Source organism: Candidatus Saccharibacteria bacterium oral taxon 488 (assembly GCA_010202645.1).
GTDB lineage: Bacteria > Patescibacteriota > Saccharimonadia > Saccharimonadales > Saccharimonadaceae > Nanosynbacter.
Genome location: CP047920.1, coordinates 335,711 through 358,144 on the forward strand (window position 1 = coordinate 335,711; position 22,434 = coordinate 358,144).

General features: G+C 54.1%; 27 protein-coding genes and 1 tRNA gene. 14 read left to right on the forward strand and 14 right to left on the reverse strand.

What is annotated here, in order from left to right:
* Nucleotides 1-31 precede the first annotated feature (31 nt).
* Complete coding sequence (locus GWK77_01750) at nucleotides 32-976, reverse strand: DUF4367 domain-containing protein (protein QHU92898.1); 945 nt, start codon at nucleotides 974-976, stop codon at nucleotides 32-34.
* A gap of 88 nt (nucleotides 977-1,064) precedes the next feature.
* On the opposite strand from GWK77_01750, the gene GWK77_01755 reads away from it, so the two are divergent.
* Complete coding sequence (locus GWK77_01755; protein ID QHU92899.1) at nucleotides 1,065-2,552, forward strand: PEGA domain-containing protein; 1,488 nt, start codon at nucleotides 1,065-1,067, stop codon at nucleotides 2,550-2,552.
* A 41-nt stretch (nucleotides 2,553-2,593) separates the two neighbouring features.
* Here the strand turns inward: GWK77_01755 and GWK77_01760 are convergent, their stop codons facing one another.
* The gene (locus tag GWK77_01760; protein QHU92900.1) at nucleotides 2,594-4,030 is read right to left on the reverse strand and encodes a sortase; all 1,437 of its coding nucleotides are present in this window, start codon (nucleotides 4,028-4,030) and stop codon (nucleotides 2,594-2,596) included.
* Nucleotides 4,031-4,140: 110 nt separating this feature from the next.
* Here GWK77_01760 and GWK77_01765 point away from each other — a divergent pair.
* A tRNA-Leu gene (locus tag GWK77_01765) sits at nucleotides 4,141-4,227 on the forward strand.
* Between the two features lie 84 nt (nucleotides 4,228-4,311).
* Here the strand turns inward: GWK77_01765 and GWK77_01770 are convergent.
* The 7 genes from GWK77_01770 to GWK77_01800 all read right to left on the reverse strand — a co-directional run bounded on the left by GWK77_01770 (nucleotide 4,312) and on the right by GWK77_01800 (nucleotide 10,331).
* Nucleotides 4,312-4,971, reverse strand: coding sequence for a hypothetical protein (locus tag GWK77_01770; GenBank protein QHU92901.1), 660 nt, complete (start codon nucleotides 4,969-4,971; stop codon nucleotides 4,312-4,314).
* A gap of 62 nt (nucleotides 4,972-5,033) precedes the next feature.
* Nucleotides 5,034-5,825, reverse strand: a complete 792-nt coding sequence (locus tag GWK77_01775) for a hypothetical protein (protein ID QHU92902.1) — start codon at nucleotides 5,823-5,825, stop codon at nucleotides 5,034-5,036.
* Complete coding sequence (locus GWK77_01780) at nucleotides 5,791-6,525, reverse strand: HAD-IB family hydrolase (protein QHU92903.1); 735 nt, start codon at nucleotides 6,523-6,525, stop codon at nucleotides 5,791-5,793. The genes GWK77_01775 and GWK77_01780 overlap by 35 nt, the downstream gene beginning before the upstream one ends.
* 47 nt (nucleotides 6,526-6,572) lie before the next feature.
* Entirely contained in the window at nucleotides 6,573-7,391 is an 819-nt protein-coding gene (locus GWK77_01785; GenBank protein QHU92904.1) for a hypothetical protein, read from the reverse strand.
* Nucleotides 7,392-8,219 (reverse strand): D-alanyl-D-alanine carboxypeptidase family protein, encoded by an 828-nt coding sequence (locus tag GWK77_01790; GenBank protein QHU93414.1) that lies wholly within the window; start codon nucleotides 8,217-8,219, stop codon nucleotides 7,392-7,394.
* A gap of 50 nt (nucleotides 8,220-8,269) precedes the next feature.
* Entirely contained in the window at nucleotides 8,270-9,070 is an 801-nt protein-coding gene (gene xth / locus GWK77_01795; protein ID QHU92905.1) for an exodeoxyribonuclease III, read from the reverse strand.
* A gap of 7 nt (nucleotides 9,071-9,077) precedes the next feature.
* Nucleotides 9,078-10,331: a glycosyltransferase gene (locus GWK77_01800; GenBank protein ID QHU92906.1), complete on the reverse strand. Its 1,254-nt coding sequence runs from the start codon at nucleotides 10,329-10,331 to the stop codon at nucleotides 9,078-9,080.
* Nucleotides 10,332-10,375: 44 nt separating this feature from the next.
* Between GWK77_01800 and GWK77_01805 the strand changes: the two genes are divergently transcribed.
* Nucleotides 10,376-11,698: a glycosyltransferase gene (locus tag GWK77_01805; protein ID QHU92907.1), complete on the forward strand. Its 1,323-nt coding sequence runs from the start codon at nucleotides 10,376-10,378 to the stop codon at nucleotides 11,696-11,698.
* Here GWK77_01805 and smpB read toward each other — a convergent pair.
* The 3 genes from smpB to GWK77_01820 all read right to left on the reverse strand — a co-directional run bounded on the left by smpB (nucleotide 11,646) and on the right by GWK77_01820 (nucleotide 13,745).
* Entirely contained in the window at nucleotides 11,646-12,125 is a 480-nt protein-coding gene (gene smpB, locus GWK77_01810; protein QHU92908.1) for an SsrA-binding protein SmpB, read from the reverse strand. The two genes, GWK77_01805 and smpB, sit on opposite strands and share 53 nt — an antisense overlap.
* 99 nt (nucleotides 12,126-12,224) lie before the next feature.
* The gene (locus GWK77_01815; GenBank protein QHU92909.1) at nucleotides 12,225-13,112 is read right to left on the reverse strand and encodes a hypothetical protein; all 888 of its coding nucleotides are present in this window, start codon (nucleotides 13,110-13,112) and stop codon (nucleotides 12,225-12,227) included.
* Nucleotides 13,113-13,169: 57 nt separating this feature from the next.
* Nucleotides 13,170-13,745: a hypothetical protein gene (locus tag GWK77_01820; GenBank protein QHU92910.1), complete on the reverse strand. Its 576-nt coding sequence runs from the start codon at nucleotides 13,743-13,745 to the stop codon at nucleotides 13,170-13,172.
* Nucleotides 13,746-13,816: 71 nt separating this feature from the next.
* Between GWK77_01820 and GWK77_01825 the strand changes: the two genes are divergently transcribed.
* Nucleotides 13,817-15,646 (forward strand): ATP-binding cassette domain-containing protein, encoded by a 1,830-nt coding sequence (locus tag GWK77_01825; GenBank protein ID QHU92911.1) that lies wholly within the window; start codon nucleotides 13,817-13,819, stop codon nucleotides 15,644-15,646.
* Between the two features lie 75 nt (nucleotides 15,647-15,721).
* On the opposite strand, the gene GWK77_01830 is transcribed toward GWK77_01825, so the two are convergent.
* Nucleotides 15,722-16,009 carry an NrdH-redoxin gene (locus tag GWK77_01830; protein QHU92912.1) on the reverse strand — a complete coding sequence of 96 codons (288 nt, stop codon included), beginning with the start codon at nucleotides 16,007-16,009 and terminating at the stop codon, nucleotides 15,722-15,724.
* Nucleotides 16,010-16,071: 62 nt separating this feature from the next.
* Nucleotides 16,072-16,308 (reverse strand): hypothetical protein, encoded by a 237-nt coding sequence (locus tag GWK77_01835; protein QHU92913.1) that lies wholly within the window; start codon nucleotides 16,306-16,308, stop codon nucleotides 16,072-16,074.
* A gap of 39 nt (nucleotides 16,309-16,347) precedes the next feature.
* Here GWK77_01835 and GWK77_01840 point away from each other — a divergent pair, with 39 nt between their 5' ends.
* The 10 genes from GWK77_01840 to GWK77_01885 all read left to right on the forward strand — a co-directional run bounded on the left by GWK77_01840 (nucleotide 16,348) and on the right by GWK77_01885 (nucleotide 22,419).
* On the forward strand, nucleotides 16,348-16,620 hold the full coding sequence (locus GWK77_01840; GenBank protein QHU92914.1) for a hypothetical protein: 273 nt from the start codon (nucleotides 16,348-16,350) through the stop codon (nucleotides 16,618-16,620).
* 62 nt (nucleotides 16,621-16,682) lie between these two features.
* Nucleotides 16,683-17,462 carry a F0F1 ATP synthase subunit A gene (locus GWK77_01845; GenBank protein ID QHU93415.1) on the forward strand — a complete coding sequence of 260 codons (780 nt, stop codon included), beginning with the start codon at nucleotides 16,683-16,685 and terminating at the stop codon, nucleotides 17,460-17,462.
* A 33-nt stretch (nucleotides 17,463-17,495) separates the two neighbouring features.
* Nucleotides 17,496-17,708 (forward strand): H(+)-transporting ATPase, encoded by a 213-nt coding sequence (locus GWK77_01850; GenBank protein ID QHU92915.1) that lies wholly within the window; start codon nucleotides 17,496-17,498, stop codon nucleotides 17,706-17,708.
* 15 nt (nucleotides 17,709-17,723) lie between these two features.
* Nucleotides 17,724-18,272 carry a F0F1 ATP synthase subunit B gene (gene atpF, locus GWK77_01855; protein QHU92916.1) on the forward strand — a complete coding sequence of 183 codons (549 nt, stop codon included), beginning with the start codon at nucleotides 17,724-17,726 and terminating at the stop codon, nucleotides 18,270-18,272.
* A gap of 2 nt (nucleotides 18,273-18,274) precedes the next feature.
* Nucleotides 18,275-18,811, forward strand: a complete 537-nt coding sequence (locus GWK77_01860) for a hypothetical protein (GenBank protein QHU92917.1) — start codon at nucleotides 18,275-18,277, stop codon at nucleotides 18,809-18,811.
* 8 nt (nucleotides 18,812-18,819) lie between these two features.
* Nucleotides 18,820-20,346 (forward strand): F0F1 ATP synthase subunit alpha, encoded by a 1,527-nt coding sequence (locus GWK77_01865; GenBank protein QHU92918.1) that lies wholly within the window; start codon nucleotides 18,820-18,822, stop codon nucleotides 20,344-20,346.
* On the forward strand, nucleotides 20,343-20,552 hold the full coding sequence (locus GWK77_01870; protein QHU92919.1) for a hypothetical protein: 210 nt from the start codon (nucleotides 20,343-20,345) through the stop codon (nucleotides 20,550-20,552). The genes GWK77_01865 and GWK77_01870 overlap by 4 nt, the downstream gene beginning before the upstream one ends.
* Complete coding sequence (gene atpG, locus GWK77_01875; GenBank protein ID QHU92920.1) at nucleotides 20,545-21,426, forward strand: ATP synthase F1 subunit gamma; 882 nt, start codon at nucleotides 20,545-20,547, stop codon at nucleotides 21,424-21,426. The genes GWK77_01870 and atpG overlap by 8 nt, the downstream gene beginning before the upstream one ends.
* A complete protein-coding gene (locus GWK77_01880) occupies nucleotides 21,423-21,980 on the forward strand; it encodes a hypothetical protein (protein ID QHU92921.1) in 558 nt (185 codons plus the stop codon). Before atpG ends, GWK77_01880 begins: the two co-directional genes overlap by 4 nt.
* A complete protein-coding gene (locus GWK77_01885; GenBank protein ID QHU92922.1) occupies nucleotides 21,973-22,419 on the forward strand; it encodes an NUDIX domain-containing protein in 447 nt (148 codons plus the stop codon). Before GWK77_01880 ends, GWK77_01885 begins: the two co-directional genes overlap by 8 nt.
* Nucleotides 22,420-22,434 lie beyond the last annotated feature (15 nt).

Here is a 22,434-nt window from a genome sequence, read left to right on the forward strand (position 1 = left end):
TGAGGGGTGCCTGCGGTGCTTACGGGGCTGATTATAAACTAGTGGCAATTTTGGTGACTTGCTCACTTGACAATGCCCCGCTGAGGGTGATCTGGTAGAGGACGCCGCCATTGATCCAGCTGGCCGTCCGGTCGGTGCTGTAAATAGTCAGACCGCCGGCGGTGGTAGTTTGGACTTCGCCGCCGTCAGCGGTCAGAGTCTCTTTGAGGGCGGCGGAATTGAGTGAGCTTTTTTGCTGGGTGATGGTGTAAGATTGGCCGCCGTCAGTGTAGGCAAATTTCATGCGGACTTCCCCGCTCTTGAAGGTAATCGGGCCGCTGAGGGCATAGCCGGTCGGTCGATAGCCGGGGTATTTGGCGTTAACACCAGATTGGATGGCGGCGATACGGGTGGAGATGTTAGGCATGCCGAGGTAGGTAAAGTAGCCGCCGATCAGCATGATGGCCAAGCCGACAGAGGCGATTTGCAGCCAGCGACCGATGCGGTTCTTTGGTTTTTTGCTGCGGCGCGGCGCTTTTTCTGGAGTAGTGGCGCGCTGCAGTGCTTCGGTGATGGCCTCGTTTTTGAGAACGGCGGCTGGCTTGGGTGCGAGGGTCGCAGGATTCTGTTTGGCTGGAGTTTGATTTGGTTTAACGATACGAGTCGAGTAATGGTGTGATGTGGCTGGACTGCGGCGAGTTGCAGTTCGGGTGGTCTGATGAGGCTGTTGGGCAGCACGAGCTTGAGCGCGCACGACGGTCGGGTGTGGTTCGGCAGGACGGTCACGCTTGGTTGGCTGCGGCAGGACGACTGGTGCGGCCGACGCAAATTTATTGACATGGACACTTATCGGGACGGAGGTGTCGCGCGTAATGTCGGGGCGGCTGGCCAAGCGACGCTTGGCGTGCGATGGTGCGGCGACGTGACGGCGACTGAGCGTCGTTGATTTTTGGCCGGCAGTTTTATGGACGGTTTTATGGATGATTTGTTTGTTCATGAACCCCTCGTATTCCTAATGCTTATATTTTATTGTACAAAGAGGACATGCTTTTTGCAAGGGGCGAAATGTGGTATAATCTCTAATCATGTATCGAAAACAAAAGCGCAGTTTAGAGCTCGCCCGCAGGACACTGATTTACACAGTTATGGTACTGGCGGTGTGTACGTTGGCGTTTATTTTGATTTTTCATACGCTTGGCTATCAGCTGGATCTCAAGACGCAGACGGTTGAGCAGCGGGCGCTGGTGCAGTATGATTCGCGGCCGCAAGGCGCACGGGTGTCCGTCGATGGCATGGAGCTCGGCAAGACGCATATCAAGGGCATGCTTCCTGAGGGGCAGCATCAATTTTCCATGCGGCTGGATGGTTATGACGAGTGGCGCAAAGTTGTCGAGGTCAAGGCCGGAACGCTGACCTGGTTATCGTATGCGCGGCTGGTGCCGAGTGAACGGGTGGTGAGTTCGGTCAAGGAATTTTCGTCGCTGGCCTCGGTGCGATTTTCGCCAAATTGGCGGTTCATGCTGGGTGTGATGCAAGCGACCGATGCGCCAAAGATCGTTTGGGGCGATTTGCGCGATTCGGATAAGCCAAAGTTTAATGAGGTGACGCTGGATACGTCGGTGGTGGCAGGCTATGGCGGTCAGTCGACGGCGCATGCATTCAAGATTGTTGAGTGGGATTCGGGCAATCGCTACGCCATTCTCAAACACACCTACGTGGTCGAAGGCCAAGGCGAAAAAGTTCAGTGGCTGAAGGTCGACCGCGAGAACAAAACAGTAGTTGACATCGCGAAAGTAATCGGGCTCGAGCTAAAAGACGTGCGCTTCCTCGGTGAGAGTGGCAACGAACTATATGTACTGCAGTCGAGCGGCGAACTGCGGCGAGCGGACCTCAACGCGGCGACGATTTCTGCGCCGCTGATCAGTCATGTGCAGTCGTTCTCAGTGTACGGCACGGATTATATCACCTACGTCGGGACAAATGGTACGAGCAAGCTGCAGCTGGCGGGCATTTGGCGCAAGGACTGGACTGAACCAGTGGTCGTGCGGCGACAGACTGAGGCGGAGGCTTCGACGCCGTTGATGATTAAGTTCTCGCGCTATGATAATAAAGACGTGCTGGTGGTCGGCGTTGGCTCGGCAGTGACGTTGCATATGGGCGCGGCGCTGGACGGGTCGAGCTCGTCGGCGTCAAAGCTACTGAGCCGCGTCAAGTCGATCACCGTCGGCGAGCAACTGACTGAACTAGATCTGAGCGGTACCGGGCGGTTCGTCTTGATGCGAACGGGGGCTGGCTTTATGAGCTATGACATTGAGCGGCAATCGGTGTCGCACGATACGGCGCTGCCAACAGGAACGGTGCTTGACTGGCTGGATGATTATCACGTGTGGAGTGTTGAGGGTGGCAAGGTGGTGATGCGCGAGTTCGACGGCGCTAATCAGTCGACAATGCTGGAGGCCAGCGAAGGGTTTGACGCGTCACTGTCGCACGACGGCGACTGGTTGTATGCTTTCCGCCGAGCCGATAACGGCACGGTGACGATGTCGCGGCTGCGCATGACGATCAAGCGCTAACTTGAAACTATCGCAATCTATTGTTCTTTATGCTTTGGCGTTTACTCTTTGGCGCCGAATAATCGCTCGAGTAGTGTTGGCGATGGCTTACCCGGGATAGCGCCGGACTGCGTGGTGACTGGCTCGGTTGATTTGGTAGCGCCAGATGGGTCGGGGCTGATTTGCTCGGCAAAGACCAAGAGGCGTTTTTCAGCGGTGCCGAGCGGTACGCAGCTGATCAGAGTGAGGATCGGCTTGTCGGTCTGGATCTGGATGCGGCTGACCTCGTTCGGCAGGACGACTTCTTTCTTGGTGACGGCGTAGGTGTAGCGCTTGCCCTGGTAGTGCATATAGATGATGTCGTCTTTGACGAGCTTTTCGTTTTGAGCAAAGACAAACTTGTGGTCACCGGGTGCGAAGGCATCGTTAGAAGAGTGTGCTGAGAAGACGGCATTACCAACTTGGCCAGGCACGGCGTTAGCGCCAGCGATCGCGAAGTGAGCAGCGCCCTTCTCCATTGCTTTCATTTGAGCGTTATGGTCGGCCGCGTTAACGCCATAAATGACTGGTACATCAACGTTGAGCTTGGGGATGATCAGCCGTGGGTCGGGGCCAACAGCCGCGCTGCTTGCTGGATTGACGATGATGTTTTGTGGATCAACATTGCCCGGGGTGGTGTAGGCAGCGGCGATGCCAAACAGAACGCGGTTGTACTGCAAAAAGACGAACGCTAGCAGCACCAATACACCCGCTAGTGCCGGGATGAAGTGGCGTGACTTGGTGACTTTTTTGGCCTTGTCGCGGACGGTCTGCTGGATCTGGGCACGGAGGCGCTTGATGGGGCTTTGGGCGGACAGCATATCGGTCATGGCCGGCGCGGCGGCGGTGTTAGCGTTGCGAGCAGACTGGACCAGCCGGTTAAACTCCTGTTGCTTTTGATCAAGGTGCGAGGCATAATAGCGCTCGTAGTACATCTGGTAATATTTTTGCCACGAGCTGTGATACTGCTTCCACTGATCGGCGGTGATTTGCGGCTGATGAGTGGGAGTTTTTGCCGGGGCGGCCGGCTGTGGCTGTGTGGTTGGTGGCGCGACGGTGGGCTTGTCCGTTGATTTGTTCGCTGGTTGGGGCTGGGGTGACTCGGTGATGTGAGCGGGATGAGCGGGAGATGGCGCTGCAATCGGCTGGGTCGGTTGTGCTGCCGGTGGCGCGGTGTTCAGGGCGTGCGGGCTTGGCGTGCGTGGTGGCGGCGTAACAGTGGTACGTTCGGTCGGTTCTGGATGTGGCTGCTCCGTGGGCCGCGGCTGAACCACCGGTGTGGTGTGTGGCGTTGATTCGGTGCCGCGACCGCCGTAAATAGCATTGATTTGATCACGAATAACATTGGCGGCAGCAGCTTGCGAGCCGGAATAATCACGTGGTGGCGGCGTCAGTGGACGAGGTTGACTCGAGATTGGCGCTCCCACTCGCCTGCCAAACTGATCGTCATGTGGATTCATCACCTCTTATTATACGGGAAAACGCCGGAAAGATAAAGTATCCGGGCTCTTGCTGATGTGGTAGCGGCCGTGGTATAATTACCCTCGGATGACTTGGGGCGTTCTCTCGTGCCGCGGTGGCGGAATTGGTAGACGCGCTAGACTCAAAATCTGGTGAGCAATCGCTCGTGCCGGTTCAAGTCCGGCCCGCGGTACCAGAGGTCGCCTCAGTTTGTTTAATTTTTATTCCCGTTTTTGTAGCGGGAATTTTATTGATGGCAATACCTTACGAGAAGCTAATGTTAAGAATGAGAATGATGTCCGCACCCTTTCTTCTCTGGCTTTTGTTTTAGTGGCGGCAGAAGCATACAGTCAGCAACCTGTAGATCGAGAAAATGACCCTCATTACTAAAATCAAACTCGATGAGGGACTGTTCGTTAAATTCTCTCCCCGAGAGATTGTTCTGCGTGATACCGCCAACGATGACGGTTGGGTCTGTCGGTAGCATATTTTCTGTCCAGCGAATCACATGTCGTCTACTAATCCCCCTGGGAATCTTGGCAATGGTGACGTGTGGCTTGAATTTTTTATGGTGAGGAGTGGTAGCCCCTGCTTCTATAAATGCTTGCTTGATACGTCGTCTTTCTTCCCGCGGTAAAGTTTGGCTGAGGTCGTTGAATACCAGAGTGAGTGCACACTCTCCTAACATACGAGCACCAACTACGTTGAGCTCAAGGTTCTTTTGTGATTGCTCTGGTAGATGAATGCGCAGTCTAGATGGATGTAGGACCTTTGGGTATTCTCGTGCGCCTAAGATAGTGAGATGACGCTCCTCGGGCTGCGTCGGTTGTATGGGGTTGCTATTCGGTCTGGTAAAACGTTCCTGTATTTCTTGGGAAAAATCTGGATCTGATAGGGGGAATTCAGCCACAGGACGGTAAATGAGACATTTTCGTGACATAACTATCCTTGTTATACCGCGTAGTCTATAAATCGTCAAGAGCTGGTGGGAACCGCCCCGGTTTATACGCTAGTGGCAATGCTGGTGCTGATGGCTGCCAACGGTGCCTCCGGTGACCACAAGAGGTAGCTGGCGGCGCGCGCGGCGGTTTGTCCGCGCCAAAGCTGCATTGGCTCGGTCCAGGCTTGGGTGATGACTTCCCCGCCCCGTGCGATGACTAATTGATCAGCATGAAAAACTACTAATGTGACCGGATAGGTGATGGTGAATTTGTGCAAGGTATCGACAAATTGCGCTAGCTGCATGCTGAATGTCAGGATTTTTGGATAGTAGACGCTGCGAAAGAGTTTTTGCACTTGGGCAAATGAGGCGACAAAGACGACGTGGGGATTGTCGAGGATGGCGGGAAAGCTGTTTTGCACCAAGTCGATGGCGTCGCGGCTCAGTACGATCGGCCGGTGGTACTGGCGCACAAACTGCTCGTACAGCGCGGCCGTTTCGCTATTTTTGCCGGCGTCGCCGATCAGCAGTATGACATGAGCCCACTCGCCGAGTGCGGCTAATTCGCCTGCTGCTGCGCCGCTGAGGCCGCCGGACGGATTGGTCGGCGCAAACAGGACGTCGGTCATCGCCGCTGGCACAGTGCGGCGCAGTGTGTCGGGTAGCAAGACTCGTACTTCGCCTGCCCCGGCGTCACGTGCTGCCTGGTAGCTGGTTGCCACCGCCGCAAAGCCGAGCTTGTTACCGCCAACGATCCCCAGCCGCCCGGCCTGATCGCGGCGCTCTGGCCGATTCCATTCAACGTCGGGAAACAGCGGCTTAGATTTTTCCTGCTTGCGCCAAAAGGTATCCACGTTCGCCTTTCTCGAGTTCAAACACCACGCTTTTACGCTCCAGGACAATTGGCCAGCCGTTGGTTTTGGCAATTTCAAGCAGCTTTTCCGTCGGATTAAAGACGACGGGATGTTCAACCATCGCCAGGAGGTGTCGATCGCCCTCGCTGTCGCCAAAGGCATAACTGTCAGTCAGGGTCAATCCGTATTTATCGATAATTCCTTGGAGAATTTTGTCTTTGTTGGTATACGTTTTGGCGATAATTGTGCCAGTAAACGTGTCGCCCTGTCGTTCATACACCTGAGACGCCCAGGCGTCAAAGCCGTATTTTTTAGCAAATGGCTCGACTAACTCTTGCTGCGAACCAGAGATAGCGATCAGAAAATAGCCCGCCTGCTTTAGCTCACGCAGGCGATGCCGCGTGTAGGTGTAAACGTGGTCAAGCTCTTCCGTGACGATGCTATTCGCAACCTCGTCATACACCGCGGTCGGGATGTCAGCCAGCGAACGAGAGATGGCATTGACCAAACTCAGTTCGTACTCGTCGTAGGCATCTTTTGACTCTCGCCGCTTCCAGCTGAGTAATTTCTGCTGGATGATCGACGCGTGGACTTCGGGGATGGCGCCAGCATCAATCAGCCCGAGCACTAGCTGCCGGTACAGCCCGCCACGAATGAGCGTACCATCGATATCAAAAACTGCGAATTTCTGCTGCTTCATCGCTTGATTATCTCGTATTTTTGGCTTTCTCGCAATAGCTTACTGCATCATGAGGTAGACGACTTGGCAACTGATGCATTGTCGCGTAATTTAACCATGTTTTGGTACACTTCATCAAAGGTCAGCCCTGATTCGTGGATGAGCGCGGCCAGGTCTTTACCGACATAGCGAAAGTGCCAAGCTTCGCTGGCGATACCGGTGATTTTTTCCTTGCCCTTCGGATAGCGCAGAATAAAACCGTATTCGTGAGCGTGGGCGGCTAGCCAGCCGGCGGTTTTTGGATCAAGCGCGCAGTCGCTAAAGCGGGCCTTGCATTTCTCGGAAAAGCTGGTTAAGTCAACCGCTAGGCCCAGCTGATGCTCGCTGTGGCCAGGCTTGGCGACATACTCGTCGGTGTGGGCGGCGCCGTTTTTGGCGGTGGTTTCAGTGCGGATTTTGGCTTGGGCGGTGCCGGAGCGGTAGGCGCTAGAGACGAGGACCGGTAGCTTGGCTTTGGTTGCAGCCTGACGCAGTTGCTCCAGTGGCTCTTTAACCATCGGTTGCACGCGCTTATCCTCTATCCAGCTCGGCGTACCATCAGTAATATCAGTCAGCGGCGGCTCAAAGGCTGGGTCGATGCCCTGCTTGCCTGACACATAAGACCAGATTTTCCCGGTTTGTAAATACTTCCACGACGGAAAGGTCAAGTCGCGATTGGTCCGGTCAAGACGGATGGTGACTGGCTGAAAATTATACAGCGGCGAATTAGCGACTGACGCCGACGTTTGGTTGACGAGCTGCGTGCCGCCATTGATCATCAGTAGTGTCAGTGTCGTCCAGGCTGCCAAAACCATGGCCACAACTGCGCGTCCCACCCCGTGCTTCATTTATTGTGTTCCTCGCTGTTTGAGTTCAATCATTGCCTTTTCAATATACGACCAAGCCTCCTCCATCGTCAAGCCCGACTGATATAGAGCGCCCGCGAGTTCCCGTCCAACGTAGCGAAAATGCCATGGCTCGTATTGATAGCCGGTGATCGATTCCTTACCCTTCGGGTAGCGCAGAATAAAACCGTATTCGTGGGCATGAGCGGCTAGCCATTTGCCGGCGGCGGTTCGCTCGAAACAATCATCTACCCAACAGGTTTGGTCGGCGCCAGCGAAGTCAACGGCTAGGCCTGATTGGTGCTCGCTGTGTCCGGGGCGGGAGCTAAAGCGGCTGGCTGCGGCCTCACCGTGCCGGCGGACGTAGCTAGCGAAGAGCGAGGCTTGGGTGGCGTAACTGCGGTAGCCTGAGCCGACGCGAAGGGTGACGCCAGCGGCGCGGGCAGCAGCGACTAATTTCTCGAGCTCAGGCATGAGAACGGCGCGGAGTGAACGCTCGTCCTGGCCGCGGCCGGGTAATGTCGGCACACTGACGATGCGGAGGTCGCTGGGCTGATAGCGAGGATTGGCGAAGGCTCGGGATTTGTTAGCAATTTTCCAGAGATCGGCGTCATCGGCACTGTTGACAATGCGAGCGGGGATCGGCGTAGCGTTTGGCAGAGCAAGGCCCGGCGCAGCTGGCGCTGGAGGTTTCTGGCTGTCGGGAGTTTTTTCTTTGGGTGCTGGCGCGGGTTGCTCCTTGCTAATTGGCTGCTGGGTGGTGACGTGCGGCGGGTTGAAATGACGGAGGGTGAAATAAGTCACTACGGCGCTACTGGCGACAACCAACATAGCCCCAAGGCTGATGAGTAGCTTGCGTTCACTCGAGCGTTTGGTGATTTTCATACCTCAACCTCAATGCTTACCGGGCAGTGGTCGCTGCCCATTTGTTCGGCGTGGATCTCAGGATTTTTGACACGCTCAGCGATTTCGCGCGACGCCAGCCAATAGTCGATCCGCCAGCCGACATTGCGTGCCCGGGCGTTGGCCCAGTGCGTCCACCAGGTATACGCCCCGGTCTTGTCAGGGAAAGCCGCCCGGAAGGTATCGACAAATCCAGCGTCTAGGTAATTCTGAAAGCCTTCTCGCTCCTCGTTAGTGAAACCGTGCTTGCCGACATTAGGCTTTGGATTTGCCAGGTCAATTTCTGTATGCGCCACGTTCATGTCGCCGCAGTATAGAACCGGTTTCACTCGCTCCAACTCCTCCAGATAGGCCAGCACGGCCGGATCCCACTGATCATGGCGTAAATTCAGCCGACTTAAATCCCCTTTCGAATTTGGCGTATAACACGTCACCACCCAAAAATCGTCGAATTCGGCGGTGATGATGCGCCCTTCGTCCGCCGGATTGCCGTATTGATCGCCGGTCAAATTGAACCGCTCGATGATAGCCGGCGGCAGCCCGTCGCGCCAGTGCAGCGGCCGGATTTTCGACAAAATCGCCGTGCCGGAATAGCCCTTTTTGGCGGCTGAATAGAAATGCTCGTGATACTCCGGCAGATCAATTTCCACCTGGTCGCGGGCGGCCTTGGTTTCCTGCAAGCATATAATGTCTGGATCGTAGGTTTGCAGGAAACGGGCAAACTCACCCTTGTTGATGACGGCGCGGATACCATTAACATTCCAAGAAAATAATCGCATAAACCCATTATACCGTATGCTTTATCAAGTCGCGGTAAATTGTTAGATATTTGTGAGCCATGTGTTCTGGGCTAAGCTCGGGTGCTAGGCGAGACGAGGCGCGGGCCATCTGGCGTCGTCGTGTATCGTTGGCCATCTGACGCATCGCGGCCGCCAGCTGCTCAACTGACGGGTCCCGCGCCAGGATGCTGTTATCCTTTGTCGTGCCGACGGTCAGCCGCGGGTCGCAGTAGATAATCGGCAGTCCTGCAGTCACTGCCTCGCCGATGGTCATGGCTTGGGTGTCAAAGCCGTGCGACGCTAGGACAAAGACGTCGGCGTTGACGAATGCCTCGGCCATCTGCTTGACGCACGAGACATGCCCGTGAAAGATAATGCCCTGGTGCTTTTCGGCGAGCAGTCGGAGCTTGAGCTGCTTGCCGTCACCGATGATGTGGAGCTCGGCGTTTGGCAGGTCAGCCTGGATAAAGGCGCGGATGATGGCGTCAACGCGCTTTTCGGGCGCCAGGCGGCAGACGCTCAAAAAGCGGATGGTGCGGTCGGTGCGGTGGCGCTTAGCATGGGCGATGGCGTGGCTGAGCTTGGGGTTAACACCAGTCGGTACAATGTGTGAGCGCTCGTCCAGCCACGATGCGCAGTCGCTGATTCGCTGGGTCATAAAGTCAGCCGGTGCGGTAAAGGCATCGACGCGCGAAGCGACGGTCGCCATGGTGTGCCAGTCAAATCGTGCCAAGATTCCCGGTGCGTCGGGGCTTTTTGGCGCAAAGAATACTGGCTGGTCAAGCCGTTTGTCGGCGATCATCGAAATCATTGGATTGATCAAAAACAGATAGGCCATTGACCCCCAAAATGCACCGAACGGCTGCGACGTGTGGGTGCCGGCGAGATTGGCGTGAAAGGTGTGAATGTGAGGGATGCCCTGCTCTTTGGCGATGCGCGCTGCCAACATCAGGCCGCCCCGCTCTGTCTGGCTATGGATGATATCAAAGCGGTGCTGGCGGCAGATACGCCGTGCGCTACGCCGGCCGCACTTGAGAACGCACATGTGCGAGGGCGTGCCGGGGATGTAGAATGAGGGTACAACCACGGTTTTGCAGCCAGTTGGTCGCTCCAAAAAATGCCGCGGCGCGAGCAGCGTCACCTCGTACCCTAGGCTGATCAATTCGCTAATTTGCGTCTGGATTGATCGTCCGATACCGCCGGATGCTGGATAAAAATCGTCAGTCACCAATGCGATCCGCAGTCGCTGCTGTCTCCTCATAACTTACCCCATTATACCATTTCGTGGTATAATAACAGAATTGTATGCGTGTAGGTTTATTCACCGATACCTATCGGCCGTCGATTAACGGCATCGTTTTTGTGGTCGAATCGCTCAAGCGCGAGCTCGAGGCGCTGGGCCACGATGTCTATGTGTTCTGCCCAGCTAAGTCGATAAATCCGGCCAAGCAGGCTGAGCTGCTTAACGAAGACCCGGATTCGCACATCGTCCGCTTTCCGTCGATCAAGGGTGCGTTTTTTGATGATTACGATACGTCGGTGTTCTTCCCGCCGGTGGTGCAGCGCCGCATCAAAGAGCTGGAGCTGGACATCGTGCACATCTTTACGCCGTCACAAATTGGGCTGGTTGGCGTCAGTGCGGCGCACAAGCAGCAGATCCCCCTCGTTATCCAGCACTGCACCGACATGTACGAATTTGCCGAGCATTATCCGGCGGTACTGCCGGGGATTTTGACGCTGGCTGGCGTGGTGTTGCCGTTGTCGATTAAACTGAGGGGGCGTGATTTATTTGAGCTGGTCAAGCTATACCGGCCGCGCAGTATCACCAAATGGAATCAGACCATCATCGAGCGCACCATCAGCATTCTCTACAGCAAAGCTGACGCTGTCATCGCCCTCAGTCGCAAAAGCGTCGCCCAGCTCAGCGGCTGGCAGGACGATGATCATCTGTATGATTTGACATTGCTACCAAATGGTGTCAATGCCCTGCCGCGGCCGTCGGCGGCTCAGCTCAAGGCCTTTCGGGCGCAATGGGGCCTCAGAGCGTCTGATGAAGTGTTTGGTTTCATCGGGCGGCTGGGCGAAGAGAAAAACTTACCGATTCTGATCCAGGCTTTTGACAAGTACGTCGCCAAGGCTCGCCCCAAGTCCAAATTGCTGTTCGTTGGTGATTTCGAGTACCGCAAAAAACTCGAGGAGATGGCGGCCGAGAGCAAGTACGCTGATCGGATCATCTTTACCGGTGCTTTGCCGCGCGAGGAATTGGGCGTAGCGTATCAGGCGCTGGATGTGTTTTGCTTCCCGTCACTCAAGGATACGCAGGGCTGGGTACTACACGAAGCAGCGCATGCTCGCAAACCAATTATCATCATTGACACGCAAGTATCCGAGGTGGTGCGTGACGGCGTGAACGGTATATTCGTGAAAAATCGGCCCAAGAGTATGGCGGATGCTATCATCACACTGCTCCGTTCGCCGGCTCGCCGAGCGAGGTTTGGCGCTGAGAGCAAAAAATTAGCGGCCACGTTCACCGAGCGCCGCCAGGTCCGCAAATTAGAGAAATTATATCGCCGGGTTATCGCCCAGAAAGCTGCCGCCGCGTCTCGCGATCTTGATCGCGCCGCTTGATGGTTTCGCGCTTGTCGTAGGTTTTTTTGCCCTTGGCGAGGGCGATGACCACCTTGATAAATTTGCCGCTGGTTAATAATTTGGTCGGCACGATGGTCATGCCCTGCTTTTTTGCCTCAGAAAAGCGTGCTAATTGGCGTTTGCTGACTAATAATTTCCGCGCCGAGGTATCAATGCTGCGGGCGTTGGCTTGGCCGCGAACGTTCAGCCGCAGCGAAAAACTAGCATTATTCAGCCACAATTCACCATTTCGCATGCTAACAAACGCCCCCTTTAGCTGCACGTGCCCTTCCCTGGCAGCGCGCACTTCCATGCCCGTCAGCACCAGCCCGGCCACAACCTCCTCGCCCAACTCATAGTCAAATCGCGCTTGGCGATTTACGACGGCGTGAGTGAATAGTTTTTTGGTCTTGGTGGGCTTGGTCACTTGATTATTGTAGCATGTAGGATGGAGCCTTAGCTAGAAGAGGATTGATCTGTCTGGGTCGTACTCTTTATCTGGAACGTACCGAAGCGGGATACCTGTCTAATCAAGCCTCGCTAGCGTAGCAATTCCTTCTTCATCTGCATTCATCATATCCTCTCGCATTTCGTCTATGACGGTTGCGAGCTCCTCTAGGGATACTTGCTTTTGCGACACCCCTAGTTCGTCATCACTATATATGCTATCAATACGGGTTAAGATCTCCTTGTATAGTTGATCAAGCAGCCTTGACTTGTCTAAGCCAAAGAGAGTTTGAATCCCTGCCATGTCTACTGACGCTTCTTCCTCCAAGCGACACCTCTCTTTTGTATCACCCCGCAGCTCAGCTAGCTTGCTGTTGAGGATTTTTTGGGTAATTTCAATGACGGTCTCTGCGTCAACGGGACGTGGAATTTCCTTTTCGGAGGCTAAAATTTTCTGGCTAATCCAATTGAGCTTATCTGATGCATCCAATGTATCCATTGTCTTCACTTTGTCTTCTAGCCCGGCTAAGACGTGGTATTTCGCTGCGTTTGGTGCGAGTCCATCACTGAGAATTGTACCAAGCATCTCCTGAAGCTCTTTAAGCGCTTGCAGTTCTTCCTCTGGTATATCTTTGATGGCCTCTTGGTAGTTTTTGCGCTCATTTACCATCTTTTCAGCTGTGCTGTGATCGTCGTGAATATCGCCATCTGAAGTGTTCCATGGGAAATTATACCCACGCATATTATTGTCATACAGTGCCGTTCTGATTGTGTATAGTATGGCTGCTTGGGTGTGCGGCGAAAGGGGCAACTCATTATTGTTAGTCTCCGATTCGGCTGGACAGAACTTTTTAACAAACTTTTCAGCCGGTGCAGCGATATGGGTAATATCCTCGCCGCTGGCTGTATAGTATCTTTTATCTACTTTATGTGTCTGCTTTTCTTGTGGTGTCGTCTCTCTATTCATAGTTTTATACTATAACATTGTTTAAGTATAAATGCAATGCTTGGCCATTACTTTGTCTCATTCGAGCTCGTGTGCTTCACCGGTTGTGAAATCCCATTTGGCATTATGCTGACACTGGCATACGAGAGCCAGGACATTATGGCCGAGTTCTCCGACTGCTGGATGGTGGCATTTGCCTCTGATAGCCCAGCCAAGTAGCCGTACTAATGAGGGGTAATTGTCGATGTGATTCATAATAACTGATTGGTTAGCAGACCTCTCGATTGTATTAACGAGTCGTAATACAGAAAGGTCTGGCTTAAACTCTGGGTGTTTCTCGAGTAAGTGTGCTATATTCGCAATATTCTCGAGAATATCACAAATATTAACAGTCTCGTCGAAGTTTTCGAGCTGGTTGGTGGCGGCGCGGAACTTTTCGTTGAGGCGCTGGTAACTAAGGAGGCTGCTACTTTCTGATCGTTGGATGTAGGCTTCTGTCAGTGATATGATTACGTCTTCGGTGGCAGCTACATTAGCTTCATTGTGACTTGGTGGTACTTCCGTGTCTGATACTGGTGGTATAGCGCGATCTCCGGCAATGGTCTTGAATGGTATAATTCTGGCCTTGCCGTGGTCTGCTTCTGTTCTTGGCATGTGTTAAATAATACGATGTAATTACAGAAAAGTCAATGATTCACATCGCGATATGCTACAATATCCCAAGCATGATAGCTGACATTCACATCACCGAGAAAAGTTTTGGCGACAAGACGTTGATGCGCGACGTCAAGTTTAGCGTGGATGATGGCGAGAAGGTTGGCGTGGTCGGCCGCAATGGCGTTGGCAAGTCGACGCTGTTTAGCATCTTGGCGGGCACAGACACTGATTATACCGGCGAGGTAATTTTTCGCCGCGGCATCACGGTGGCTAGTACAGCGCAGGAGCATCATGGTTTGGGCGATCAGACGGTGCCGAGCTACATCCTAGCGGGGCTACCGGAATATGCGAGCTTAAAGAAAATTATTGATGAATATCCTGAAACCATGGGTGATAATATGCGCAAAATTGAGGAGTACACCCAGGCGCTGGAGCGATTTGACCAGAAAGGGTTTTACCAGATTGAGGAGAAGATTGGGCGGGAGCTCGATAATTTTCAGCTGAGCGGGTGCGGCGAGCGGCCGCTTGGTTCTCTGTCTGGCGGTCAGAAGCGGTTGGTGGAGATCGTGAAGATTATGCACTCGGGGGCGCATTTGGCGCTGATTGACGAGCCGACCAACCACATGGATTATGTGGCCAAGCAGCAATTCATCGACTGGATGAGCTCGCAGCCGCGCCAGGCCATGCTGATCATCACGCACGACCGCGATGTGCTGGGTCGGGTGGATCGGATTATTGAGCTTAAAGACGGCCAAGCGGTCAGCTACCGCGGTAATTATGATGCTTACCTCAAGCAGAATGCTCAGGCGACGGCAGCGGGCATGAATAATTTTGAGCAAGTTGAGAAGCGGATGACCAACCTTCGGCAAAAGGTGCTGGATTATCAGCGGCTGAAAGAAAAGTCGCGCAACCCCGGCACTATCCAAAAGTTTAAGCGGCTGGAAAATGAAGCGCGGGCCGAGCTGGCGGAGTTATCAGAGATGGATAAGCCGACGTTTTGGATTGATAAGCAGTCGGCTGGGCGGCTTGATTATAAGTCGGCTGAGCGCTACGGCAAGTTCAAGGCACGCAATATTCGGCTATCGATGAAGGACACGGCTAGTCGTAGCCAGCATGTGCTGGTGCGAGTTGAGGATGCAGCAGTTGGGGTTGGCGAGCGGATATTGTTTGAGGGCGTGAATATTGATCTGCGCGAGGGCGAGGCGGTGGAGCTGCGCGGCCGTAATGGCGCTGGCAAGACGACGCTGATTCGGATGCTGTTGGCAAGCGGTGGTGTGGCTCGCCCGTCTCGCAAACATCTTTTTCCTCAGGCCGGCGCGCCGCCAATTGATTCAGCTGGCGCTCTTGGCGCGCCTTTGCCGGAAAGGCAAAGCCTTCAGAAAAAGAGTTTGACGAGCCAGCTTGAATACACTCAGAATAAATCTGAGTTGTCATACGCACCAGATAAATCTATCCACTCGCCTATCCTCTACTCCGGTAATCTCTTCCTCGATCCGCAGGTGTGGGTGGGTGTGTACGAGCAAGAAATTGATGAGCGGTATTTGGCAGATCCTTTGGAGGCGGCGATTGAGAAATTATACCTTAGCCGTGACCTGCCGATTTCTGATACCAAAATCCGCCAATTGCTAGCCGATTATCTGTTCACCGAAGCGGACCGGATGACGCCACTGGCGCGCTTGTCGGGTGGCCAAAAAGCCCGCTTTCAGATCATTGCCATGCTGGCGAATGACCCGCAGCTGCTGATTTTAGACGAGCCGACTAACCACCTTGACCTGCCGAGTATCGAGGAACTGGAGATGGCACTGGCGAAATATTCCGGCGCCATCCTTTACGTTAGCCACGACAATTATTTCCGTCAAGCAATTGGCGGCGAGGTCGTGCAGATTGGCGCAGCATAAGGAGATATGCTAATAAAAAACCTGCTGCCGGTAAGCCTCCAGGCAGCAGGTTTTTGATACGCAAATTAGATATCTCTACTCGCTCATCAAACCATTCTTCTTCAGCGCATCCTGTAGTTTCGGCCGGTCGAATCCCAGGATGACCTCGCCGCAAACATCGGTCACTGGCACGCCCTGGAAATTGCCGCCGTTTTTACTGAGCAATTCTTCCTTGGCGCTTGGATCAGCCTCGATGTCCTTGGCGACAAAATCGATGCCGAGTTTTTTCAACCACTCCATCTCGGTGTGGCAGAATGCGCACCAACTGGTGCTGTAGACAGTGACTTTAGCGTCTTGGTGATTGGCCGTGTTATCTTCGCTCATAACTTCCCTCCTTATGGCTTTTCTCTATTGTAGCATAAGCATTGGTATCTCGGCAATGCCATCTAGTCTCGGGACGCCCGACTCGTTAAGTGCCAGCCGTCACACCCTCGGCAATAGTACACGTCTAATTCCAGTTTTGGTGACATCAGCTCCTGCGTATCAGCCGCTCGCCTGGCGATCTGCTCGGTGGCGAAGCGACGCTTGCGCCGGCAGGCGTCGTGATCGGTAGTTGTCAGCGTCGGCTTGACGAGCATTCGGGCCGATTTTGGTTGGTTTTTGGGATAATTTCGCCGTGGCATCTTGTCAAGAGTATAGCATGTTGCTATAGTGACAGAGTAATGGCTGAGAGACCAGATATTGAGAATGGCGTAACGGCAGCAACGGAAGTGGCGGCGGCTCGGGTTATTCTCGGGACGATCGGCGACACAACGTGGCGAATGTTTGTGCCGAGCATCGGCTGTACGCTGCTGGGTGTGTGGCTGGATAGTGTGTTTGGCTTGAAGCCGTGGCTGATGTTTGCTGGCGTGGTAGTTGGTTTTTTGGGCGCGTATCTACTAGTAAATAAGCAGCTGGGACGCGTGAAACGAAAAAAGGAGCGTAAAAATATATGATGCAATTATTTGCCAGTGCCGGTCCGCACATTTCAGTCAAGGCTGATGAAGTAGCGAATGTTATGGGCGTGTCAATTACTAATTCGCACATGCTTGGCGCGCTGGGGCTGATCGTTTTGGTGTGGCTGATGTTTCGGACGCGGGCGGCAGTGCTGGGCAAGAAAAAGCATAATTTTGCGACGCGGCTGGTACATTGGACATTTGATGGGCTGTATAACACGGTTCGCCAAGTCATCCCGGACCAGACGTGGGCGCGTCGAGTAGCGCCGCTGTGCATCACTATATTCTTTTTCGTGGTGGCGCAGTATTGGCTGGGGCTGCTACCGATCGTCGGGCCGATCACCGTGGGAAGTCACGGTACACCGCTGTTTCGCGGTGGTGTGGCCGACCTGAATATGACGTTTGGCCTGGCTATCGTGACCATTGTCGCCGCACAAGTGTACGCCTTCAAATACCTTGGCTTTAGGGGTAATATGGGCCGCTACTTTGTTAATCCACTGCGCGATCCGATTATGGCGTTTGTCGGCATTCTGGAGCTGGTGGCGGAGTTCTCGCGCCTGCTTGGGCTGAGCTTCCGTTTGTTTGGCAACGTGTTGGCCGGCGAAGTGCTGCTGATCATGATCGCCTTTTTGACGCAGTTTATTTCCCCGGCGGCGCTCCAGCCATTTTATCTGTTTGAGCTGTTCATCGGTGGTATTCAGGCGTACATTTTCTTTATGCTTTCGACCGTCTTTATTTCCCTGGGTCTCGTACCACATGGCGACCATGCTGAGTCGCATGATGAATCTGTTCACTCCCCTGTCCATAGTCCTAAACTGGTGCAAGAGAGTGAGCGACACTAGGTAAGTAATAATTATAAATAAAGGAGAAATTATATGAAAGAATTAGCATTTGCACTCACCTACGCCATTCCGGCTGCGCTGGCAGCGATCGGCGCTGGTATCGTCGGCGCGGCAGCGATGAACGCGGCTGGCCGCAATCCAGAGAAAATTAACGATCTACGCACCATGATGATCCTCGGTATTTCGTTCATCGACGCCCTAGCGATCATCGGTTTCGTGGCGGCTATCGTCGGCAAAGTTATGTAATTTGAGGGGTAAATTGTGGAGACTATATTGACACAATTTGCGAGTGCCGAAGCGCACGCGGCCGAAAAGGCTGATCTGTTCAGTTCGCTCGGTATTGATTGGAAGCTGCTGATCTTGCAGACGGTGGCGTTCTTGATCTTGCTGGTGATTCTCCGCAAGTGGGTGTATCCGCCACTGGCAGCGATGCTCGACAAGCGCGAAAAAGACATGCGCACAGCCGAAAAGGCGGCGCAGTCGGCGCGCGACAACGCTGATAAAGCCGAAAAAATGACCAACGAGTTAATGCGAAAAGCTCGGGCGGAGGCCAGTGATATCGTGGCAGCAGCGCGTGAGGAGGCGGCCTCGGTCGTCGAGCAGGCCGCGGCCAAGGCGACTGCCAAGTCCGAGACTATCGTCAGCGCGGCGCAGGCGGAAATTGCTAAGGAAGTTGAGCAGGCCAAGAAAGCGATACATAACGAAACGCTGGAGTTAGTGGCTGAGGCAACTGGCAAGGTTTTGCACGAAAAGGTTGATGCTAAGGCAGACGCCAAGCTGATTGCGACTGCGGTCAAGGAGGTTGCCTAGTCATGGCGCGGACGCTTCGGCGAAAGTTGGCGCAGCATGCGGCCGAGCGGCTGCTGGCGGGCGATGCAGCAGTGATCGATGAACTAGCGGCGCTGATCATAGCCGAGCGGCGCGAGCGAGAGATTGATTTATTGGTGCAGGATATTGAGGCAGAACTCGCGGCGCAGGGGACGATTGTGGCGACGGTGGAAAGCGCGCGGGCGCTGGACGCAGCGACGAAGGATGCAATTAAACGGATACTATCATCTAACTCGGGTATGGAGTCGCTGACATCTGTGGAGGGTCGCTCTGCAGCCCGAGCGTCCAGAAAGGATGCCCGGAGCGAAGCCCGCGCACCCGAAACAAATGGTAGCGACCACGCCGCTCAGCATGTCGAACTTCCTGATACGGAAGTCCCGAGCGACCGCATCGCTCAGGTGCGCCTGCGCGAAATCATCCGTTCCGAGTTGATCGGCGGGGTGAAGATTACCACGCCGACTCAAATGATGGACGTGACAATTGCCAAGAAATTAAACGACTTGCGGGCGAAGAAAATCTAGGAGGAAAAATGAGCAAGATTGATGTGACAGAACTAGCCAAAAGCCTGCGGGAAAAAATCGCGCAGCTGGAGGCGACGGAAGGACTAGAGGACGCTGGCGTGGTCATCCGCGTTGGTGACGGCGTGGCGTGGGTGCACGGCCTCAGTAAAGCTGGCTACAGCGAAGTGCTAGAAATTGAGACTGATGGCGGCACGGTGGAGGCGTTTGCCTTGAACTTGATGGAAGATGAAATCGGTGCGGTGATCCTCGGCGGCGAAGAAAAAGTCAAGGCTGGCGCCAGCGTCCGCCGCAAGGGTGCGGTGCTGGATGTGCCAGTTGGCGAGGAGCTGCTCGGCCGCGTGGTTGACCCGCTCGGTCGGCCGCTAGATGGCGGACCAGCTATCAAGACCAAGCAGCGCGGACTAATTGAGCGACCAGCTGTTGGCGTGATGGGCCGTAAGTCGGTGCATGAGCCGCTGATGACCGGTATCATGTCAATTGACGCCATGTTCCCAATCGGTCGCGGGCAGCGCGAGCTGATCATCGGCGACCGCCAGACTGGTAAGACGGCTATTGCCATCGACACCATGATCAACCAGGCACGGCAAAAGACCGGCGTGGTCAACGTTTACGTGGCGATTGGACAGAAATTGTCAAAGATTGCCCGGTTGGTTGATCGCCTGAAAGAAGAAGGCGTGATGGAGCAAACCATCGTGGTGGCGACCAGTCCGTCAGACGCGGCCTCCCTGCTATACCTGGCGCCATATGCTGGTACGGCCATGGGTGAATATTTCCGTGACAATGGCGGCCACGCGCTGATGATTTATGACGATTTAACCAAGCACGCCGTGGCCTACCGCCAGATGTCGCTGTTGCTCCGTCGTCCACCAGGACGTGAGGCCTATCCTGGTGATGTCTTCTATCTACACTCTCGCCTGTTGGAGCGTTCAGCCAAGTTGTCAGACGAATTGGGTGCTGGTTCACTGACTGCCCTGCCGATCATCGAGACGCAGGCTGGCGACATCTCGGCGTACATTCCAACCAACGTGATTTCCATCACTGACGGTCAGATTTTCCTGGAGACCGATCTGTTCTACCAAGGTATTCGTCCAGCTATCTCCGCTGGTCTATCAGTTTCCCGCGTCGGCGGTGCTGCCCAGACCAAAGCGGTTAAGTCGGTCGGCGGCAATTTGAAACTAGGCCTGAGTCAGTTCCGTGAATTGGCGTCATTTGCTCAATTTGGCTCGGATCTGGATGACGCGACCAAGGCGCAAATCGACCGTGGTCAACGTTTGACTGAACTTTTGAAGCAGCCGCAGTATCAGCCGATGAGCGTCTGGGAGCAATTTGTCAGCATCCATGCAGTGACTAGCGGTGCGTTTGATAATGTGCCAGTCGCCAAGATCAAGGAAGCACAAGCTGCCCTGCTGACGCAGCTTTGGAAGAATAGCAAAGACGCCATGCGCGAACTGAATAAGGGCGCCAAGCCGACTGACGAGCAGCTGAAACTGATTGATGAGGCAACGCAGGTAGCGGCGAAAGGATTTGGCGCGTGAAATTAAGACGAGATTCGGCTGAATTTAAGCAAGCTGCTGATTCTTACGGTGAAGCTATAGTTAGCGCGCATGATTTTCAATTGGAAACGCATCGTCCAAAGATTCCTAGAGAGCAAGATTATTGGGTGATGTGGAAATCGGTATCTCGCCATGTTCTAAAGGCTCTGAGAAGGCAAAAGAAACGCAGAGGAGAAAAGCATGCCTAATACCCGCGCATTGAAAAATCGCATTCGCTCGGTGGATTCGACCAAGCAAATCACCAAGGCGATGCAATTGGTGGCGGCCAGCAAAATGCGCCGCGCCCAAGAGGCGGACAAGGCATCAGCTCCCTACACCATGGCGGCTGAGGAATTGCTGAGTTACCTAGCCAGCCAAGGTGCGACCGACAATCACCCGCTGTTTAGGCGCCGCAAAATTACCAAGCGCTTGATCGTCGTCATCGCCAGCGACAAGGGTCTGGCTGGCGCATATAACACCAATGTCTTGAAGAAATATCTGGAGCTGCTGAAGCGCGACGATGAGCGCGGCATTGAGAATCTAACCTTGACAATTGGGCGTCGGGCGTCGCAGTTTGCCTCGCGCCTGAAGGATACGAAGATTATCGGTACGTACGAGGACTTGCCAGATCAGCCGTCGGGACTGACCTTTCATACGATTTTGAACACTGCCATTAGTATGTTTGAGAATGGCGAGGTTGACGCGGTGACGCTGGTGTACACGCGGTTTGTCAATAGTATGGTGCAGACGGCGGAGCTGTCGCGCTTGCTGCCGGCGGGCACTAAAGCCTTAATTGATCCGAGCGAGGTCTCGAACACAGTTTCTGATGCCAAGTACGAGCCGAGCATTCCGGAAGTGCTGGACGCCGTGGCGAATCGTTTGACGGGTGCGCGGCTACTCCAGGCGCTGCTGGATGCCCGCGCTAGTGAGCACTCCATGCGGATGATGGCCATGAAGAATGCCACCGACAATGCGTCTGATCTGGTGGATGACTTGACGCTAGCGATGAACAAAGCCCGTCAAGGTGCAATCACCCAAGAGTTGGCCGAAATTTCTGGCGGCGTGGAGGCGATGGAACAATGAGCGTGTACTTTGTATGGCACGGCGAGAGCTTGGCTAATGTCAATGGCACAGCGGCTGGTGCAGAAGACGATTCTCCGTTGACCGAGAAAGGCTTACGCGATGCGCAGGCGGTGGCGCGAGAAATCACGAAGCGCATTACAGCTGGCGAGCTGCATATTAATAAAATTGTCAGTTCCCCGCTGCAGCGAGCGCAGAAGACTGCAGAGATTATTAGCCACGAGGCTCTTGGCGAATTGCCAGTTGAGATTGATCAACGCTGGCGCGAGCGCGGGATTGGCAAAGCTGCCGGAATGAAGCACGGCACGTGGTATCACCTCGAGGACGACCCGGCGGCGGGCGTCGAAACACGGCAGGCTTTTTGTGAGCGTGTAGCCGAGGCTTATGACGAGTTGGCGGGTCTTTCAGAGGATGTGTTAGTCGTCTCGCATAATGGCGTATACCGAGCGCTGCAAACGTATATACATAATGTTTCGCCGGAAAAGTTTGTCGAGATGCCGGGGCTTGGTAATGGTGAAATTGTTGAGATTGCAAAACAAGGAGAATCAAATGAATAACACAACCCTATTCGTCAGTACTGTTGTCGTAAAAGACGGCAAGCTATTGGTTGTTCAGGAGGGCAAAGATAACTACGGGCAATTAGGCACGTGGAATTTTCCGGCGGGACATGTCGAGCCGGGCGAAGGTTTGGTGGAGGCGGCGGTGCGCGAAGCGAAGGAAGAATCTGGCTATACAGTTGCAATTGACGGTGTTCTGTCGGTGCTGCTGAAGAATGTCGATTCCTGTATGTCGCTGGTTGTGTTTTTTCTGGGACACATTGCCGATGATTTTCTTGTCGCGCGCGAAGAAGGAATCCAGCAGGTTGACTTCGTGACGTTAGAGGCTTTAGAGAAACTGAACTTACGCTTTCCTGATGATATGATAGAACCAGCTCGTCGAGCATTGTCGGATAAGAGTTATTCTTTGGATATAATTATGGATTATCAGGAAGTATAGACGCGATATGAAAAG

What these genes read in the sequence shown, in the direction of transcription:
- GWK77_01750 (QHU92898.1), bottom strand. Translation starts at nt 976, where the DNA reads ATGAACAAACAAATCATCCATAAAACCGTCCATAAAACTGCCGGCCAA.
- GWK77_01755 (QHU92899.1), top strand. Translation starts at nt 1,065, where the DNA reads ATGTATCGAAAACAAAAGCGCAGTTTAGAGCTCGCCCGCAGGACACTG.
- GWK77_01760 (QHU92900.1), bottom strand. Translation starts at nt 4,030, where the DNA reads ATGAATCCACATGACGATCAGTTTGGCAGGCGAGTGGGAGCGCCAATC.
- GWK77_01770 (QHU92901.1), bottom strand. Translation starts at nt 4,971, where the DNA reads ATGTCACGAAAATGTCTCATTTACCGTCCTGTGGCTGAATTCCCCCTA.
- GWK77_01780 (QHU92903.1), bottom strand. Translation starts at nt 6,525, where the DNA reads ATGAAGCAGCAGAAATTCGCAGTTTTTGATATCGATGGTACGCTCATT.
- GWK77_01785 (QHU92904.1), bottom strand. Translation starts at nt 7,391, where the DNA reads ATGAAGCACGGGGTGGGACGCGCAGTTGTGGCCATGGTTTTGGCAGCC.
- GWK77_01790 (QHU93414.1), bottom strand. Translation starts at nt 8,219, where the DNA reads ATGTTGGTTGTCGCCAGTAGCGCCGTAGTGACTTATTTCACCCTCCGT.
- xth (QHU92905.1), bottom strand. Translation starts at nt 9,070, where the DNA reads ATGCGATTATTTTCTTGGAATGTTAATGGTATCCGCGCCGTCATCAAC.
- GWK77_01800 (QHU92906.1), bottom strand. Translation starts at nt 10,331, where the DNA reads ATGAGGAGACAGCAGCGACTGCGGATCGCATTGGTGACTGACGATTTT.
- GWK77_01805 (QHU92907.1), top strand. Translation starts at nt 10,376, where the DNA reads ATGCGTGTAGGTTTATTCACCGATACCTATCGGCCGTCGATTAACGGC.
- GWK77_01815 (QHU92909.1), bottom strand. Translation starts at nt 13,112, where the DNA reads ATGAATAGAGAGACGACACCACAAGAAAAGCAGACACATAAAGTAGAT.
- GWK77_01820 (QHU92910.1), bottom strand. Translation starts at nt 13,745, where the DNA reads ATGCCAAGAACAGAAGCAGACCACGGCAAGGCCAGAATTATACCATTC.
- GWK77_01825 (QHU92911.1), top strand. Translation starts at nt 13,817, where the DNA reads ATGATAGCTGACATTCACATCACCGAGAAAAGTTTTGGCGACAAGACG.
- GWK77_01830 (QHU92912.1), bottom strand. Translation starts at nt 16,009, where the DNA reads ATGAGCGAAGATAACACGGCCAATCACCAAGACGCTAAAGTCACTGTC.
- GWK77_01835 (QHU92913.1), bottom strand. Translation starts at nt 16,308, where the DNA reads ATGCCACGGCGAAATTATCCCAAAAACCAACCAAAATCGGCCCGAATG.
- GWK77_01840 (QHU92914.1), top strand. Translation starts at nt 16,348, where the DNA reads ATGGCTGAGAGACCAGATATTGAGAATGGCGTAACGGCAGCAACGGAA.
- GWK77_01845 (QHU93415.1), top strand. Translation starts at nt 16,683, where the DNA reads ATGGGCGTGTCAATTACTAATTCGCACATGCTTGGCGCGCTGGGGCTG.
- GWK77_01850 (QHU92915.1), top strand. Translation starts at nt 17,496, where the DNA reads ATGAAAGAATTAGCATTTGCACTCACCTACGCCATTCCGGCTGCGCTG.
- GWK77_01860 (QHU92917.1), top strand. Translation starts at nt 18,275, where the DNA reads ATGGCGCGGACGCTTCGGCGAAAGTTGGCGCAGCATGCGGCCGAGCGG.
- GWK77_01865 (QHU92918.1), top strand. Translation starts at nt 18,820, where the DNA reads ATGAGCAAGATTGATGTGACAGAACTAGCCAAAAGCCTGCGGGAAAAA.
- atpG (QHU92920.1), top strand. Translation starts at nt 20,545, where the DNA reads ATGCCTAATACCCGCGCATTGAAAAATCGCATTCGCTCGGTGGATTCG.
- GWK77_01880 (QHU92921.1), top strand. Translation starts at nt 21,423, where the DNA reads ATGAGCGTGTACTTTGTATGGCACGGCGAGAGCTTGGCTAATGTCAAT.
- GWK77_01885 (QHU92922.1), top strand. Translation starts at nt 21,973, where the DNA reads ATGAATAACACAACCCTATTCGTCAGTACTGTTGTCGTAAAAGACGGC.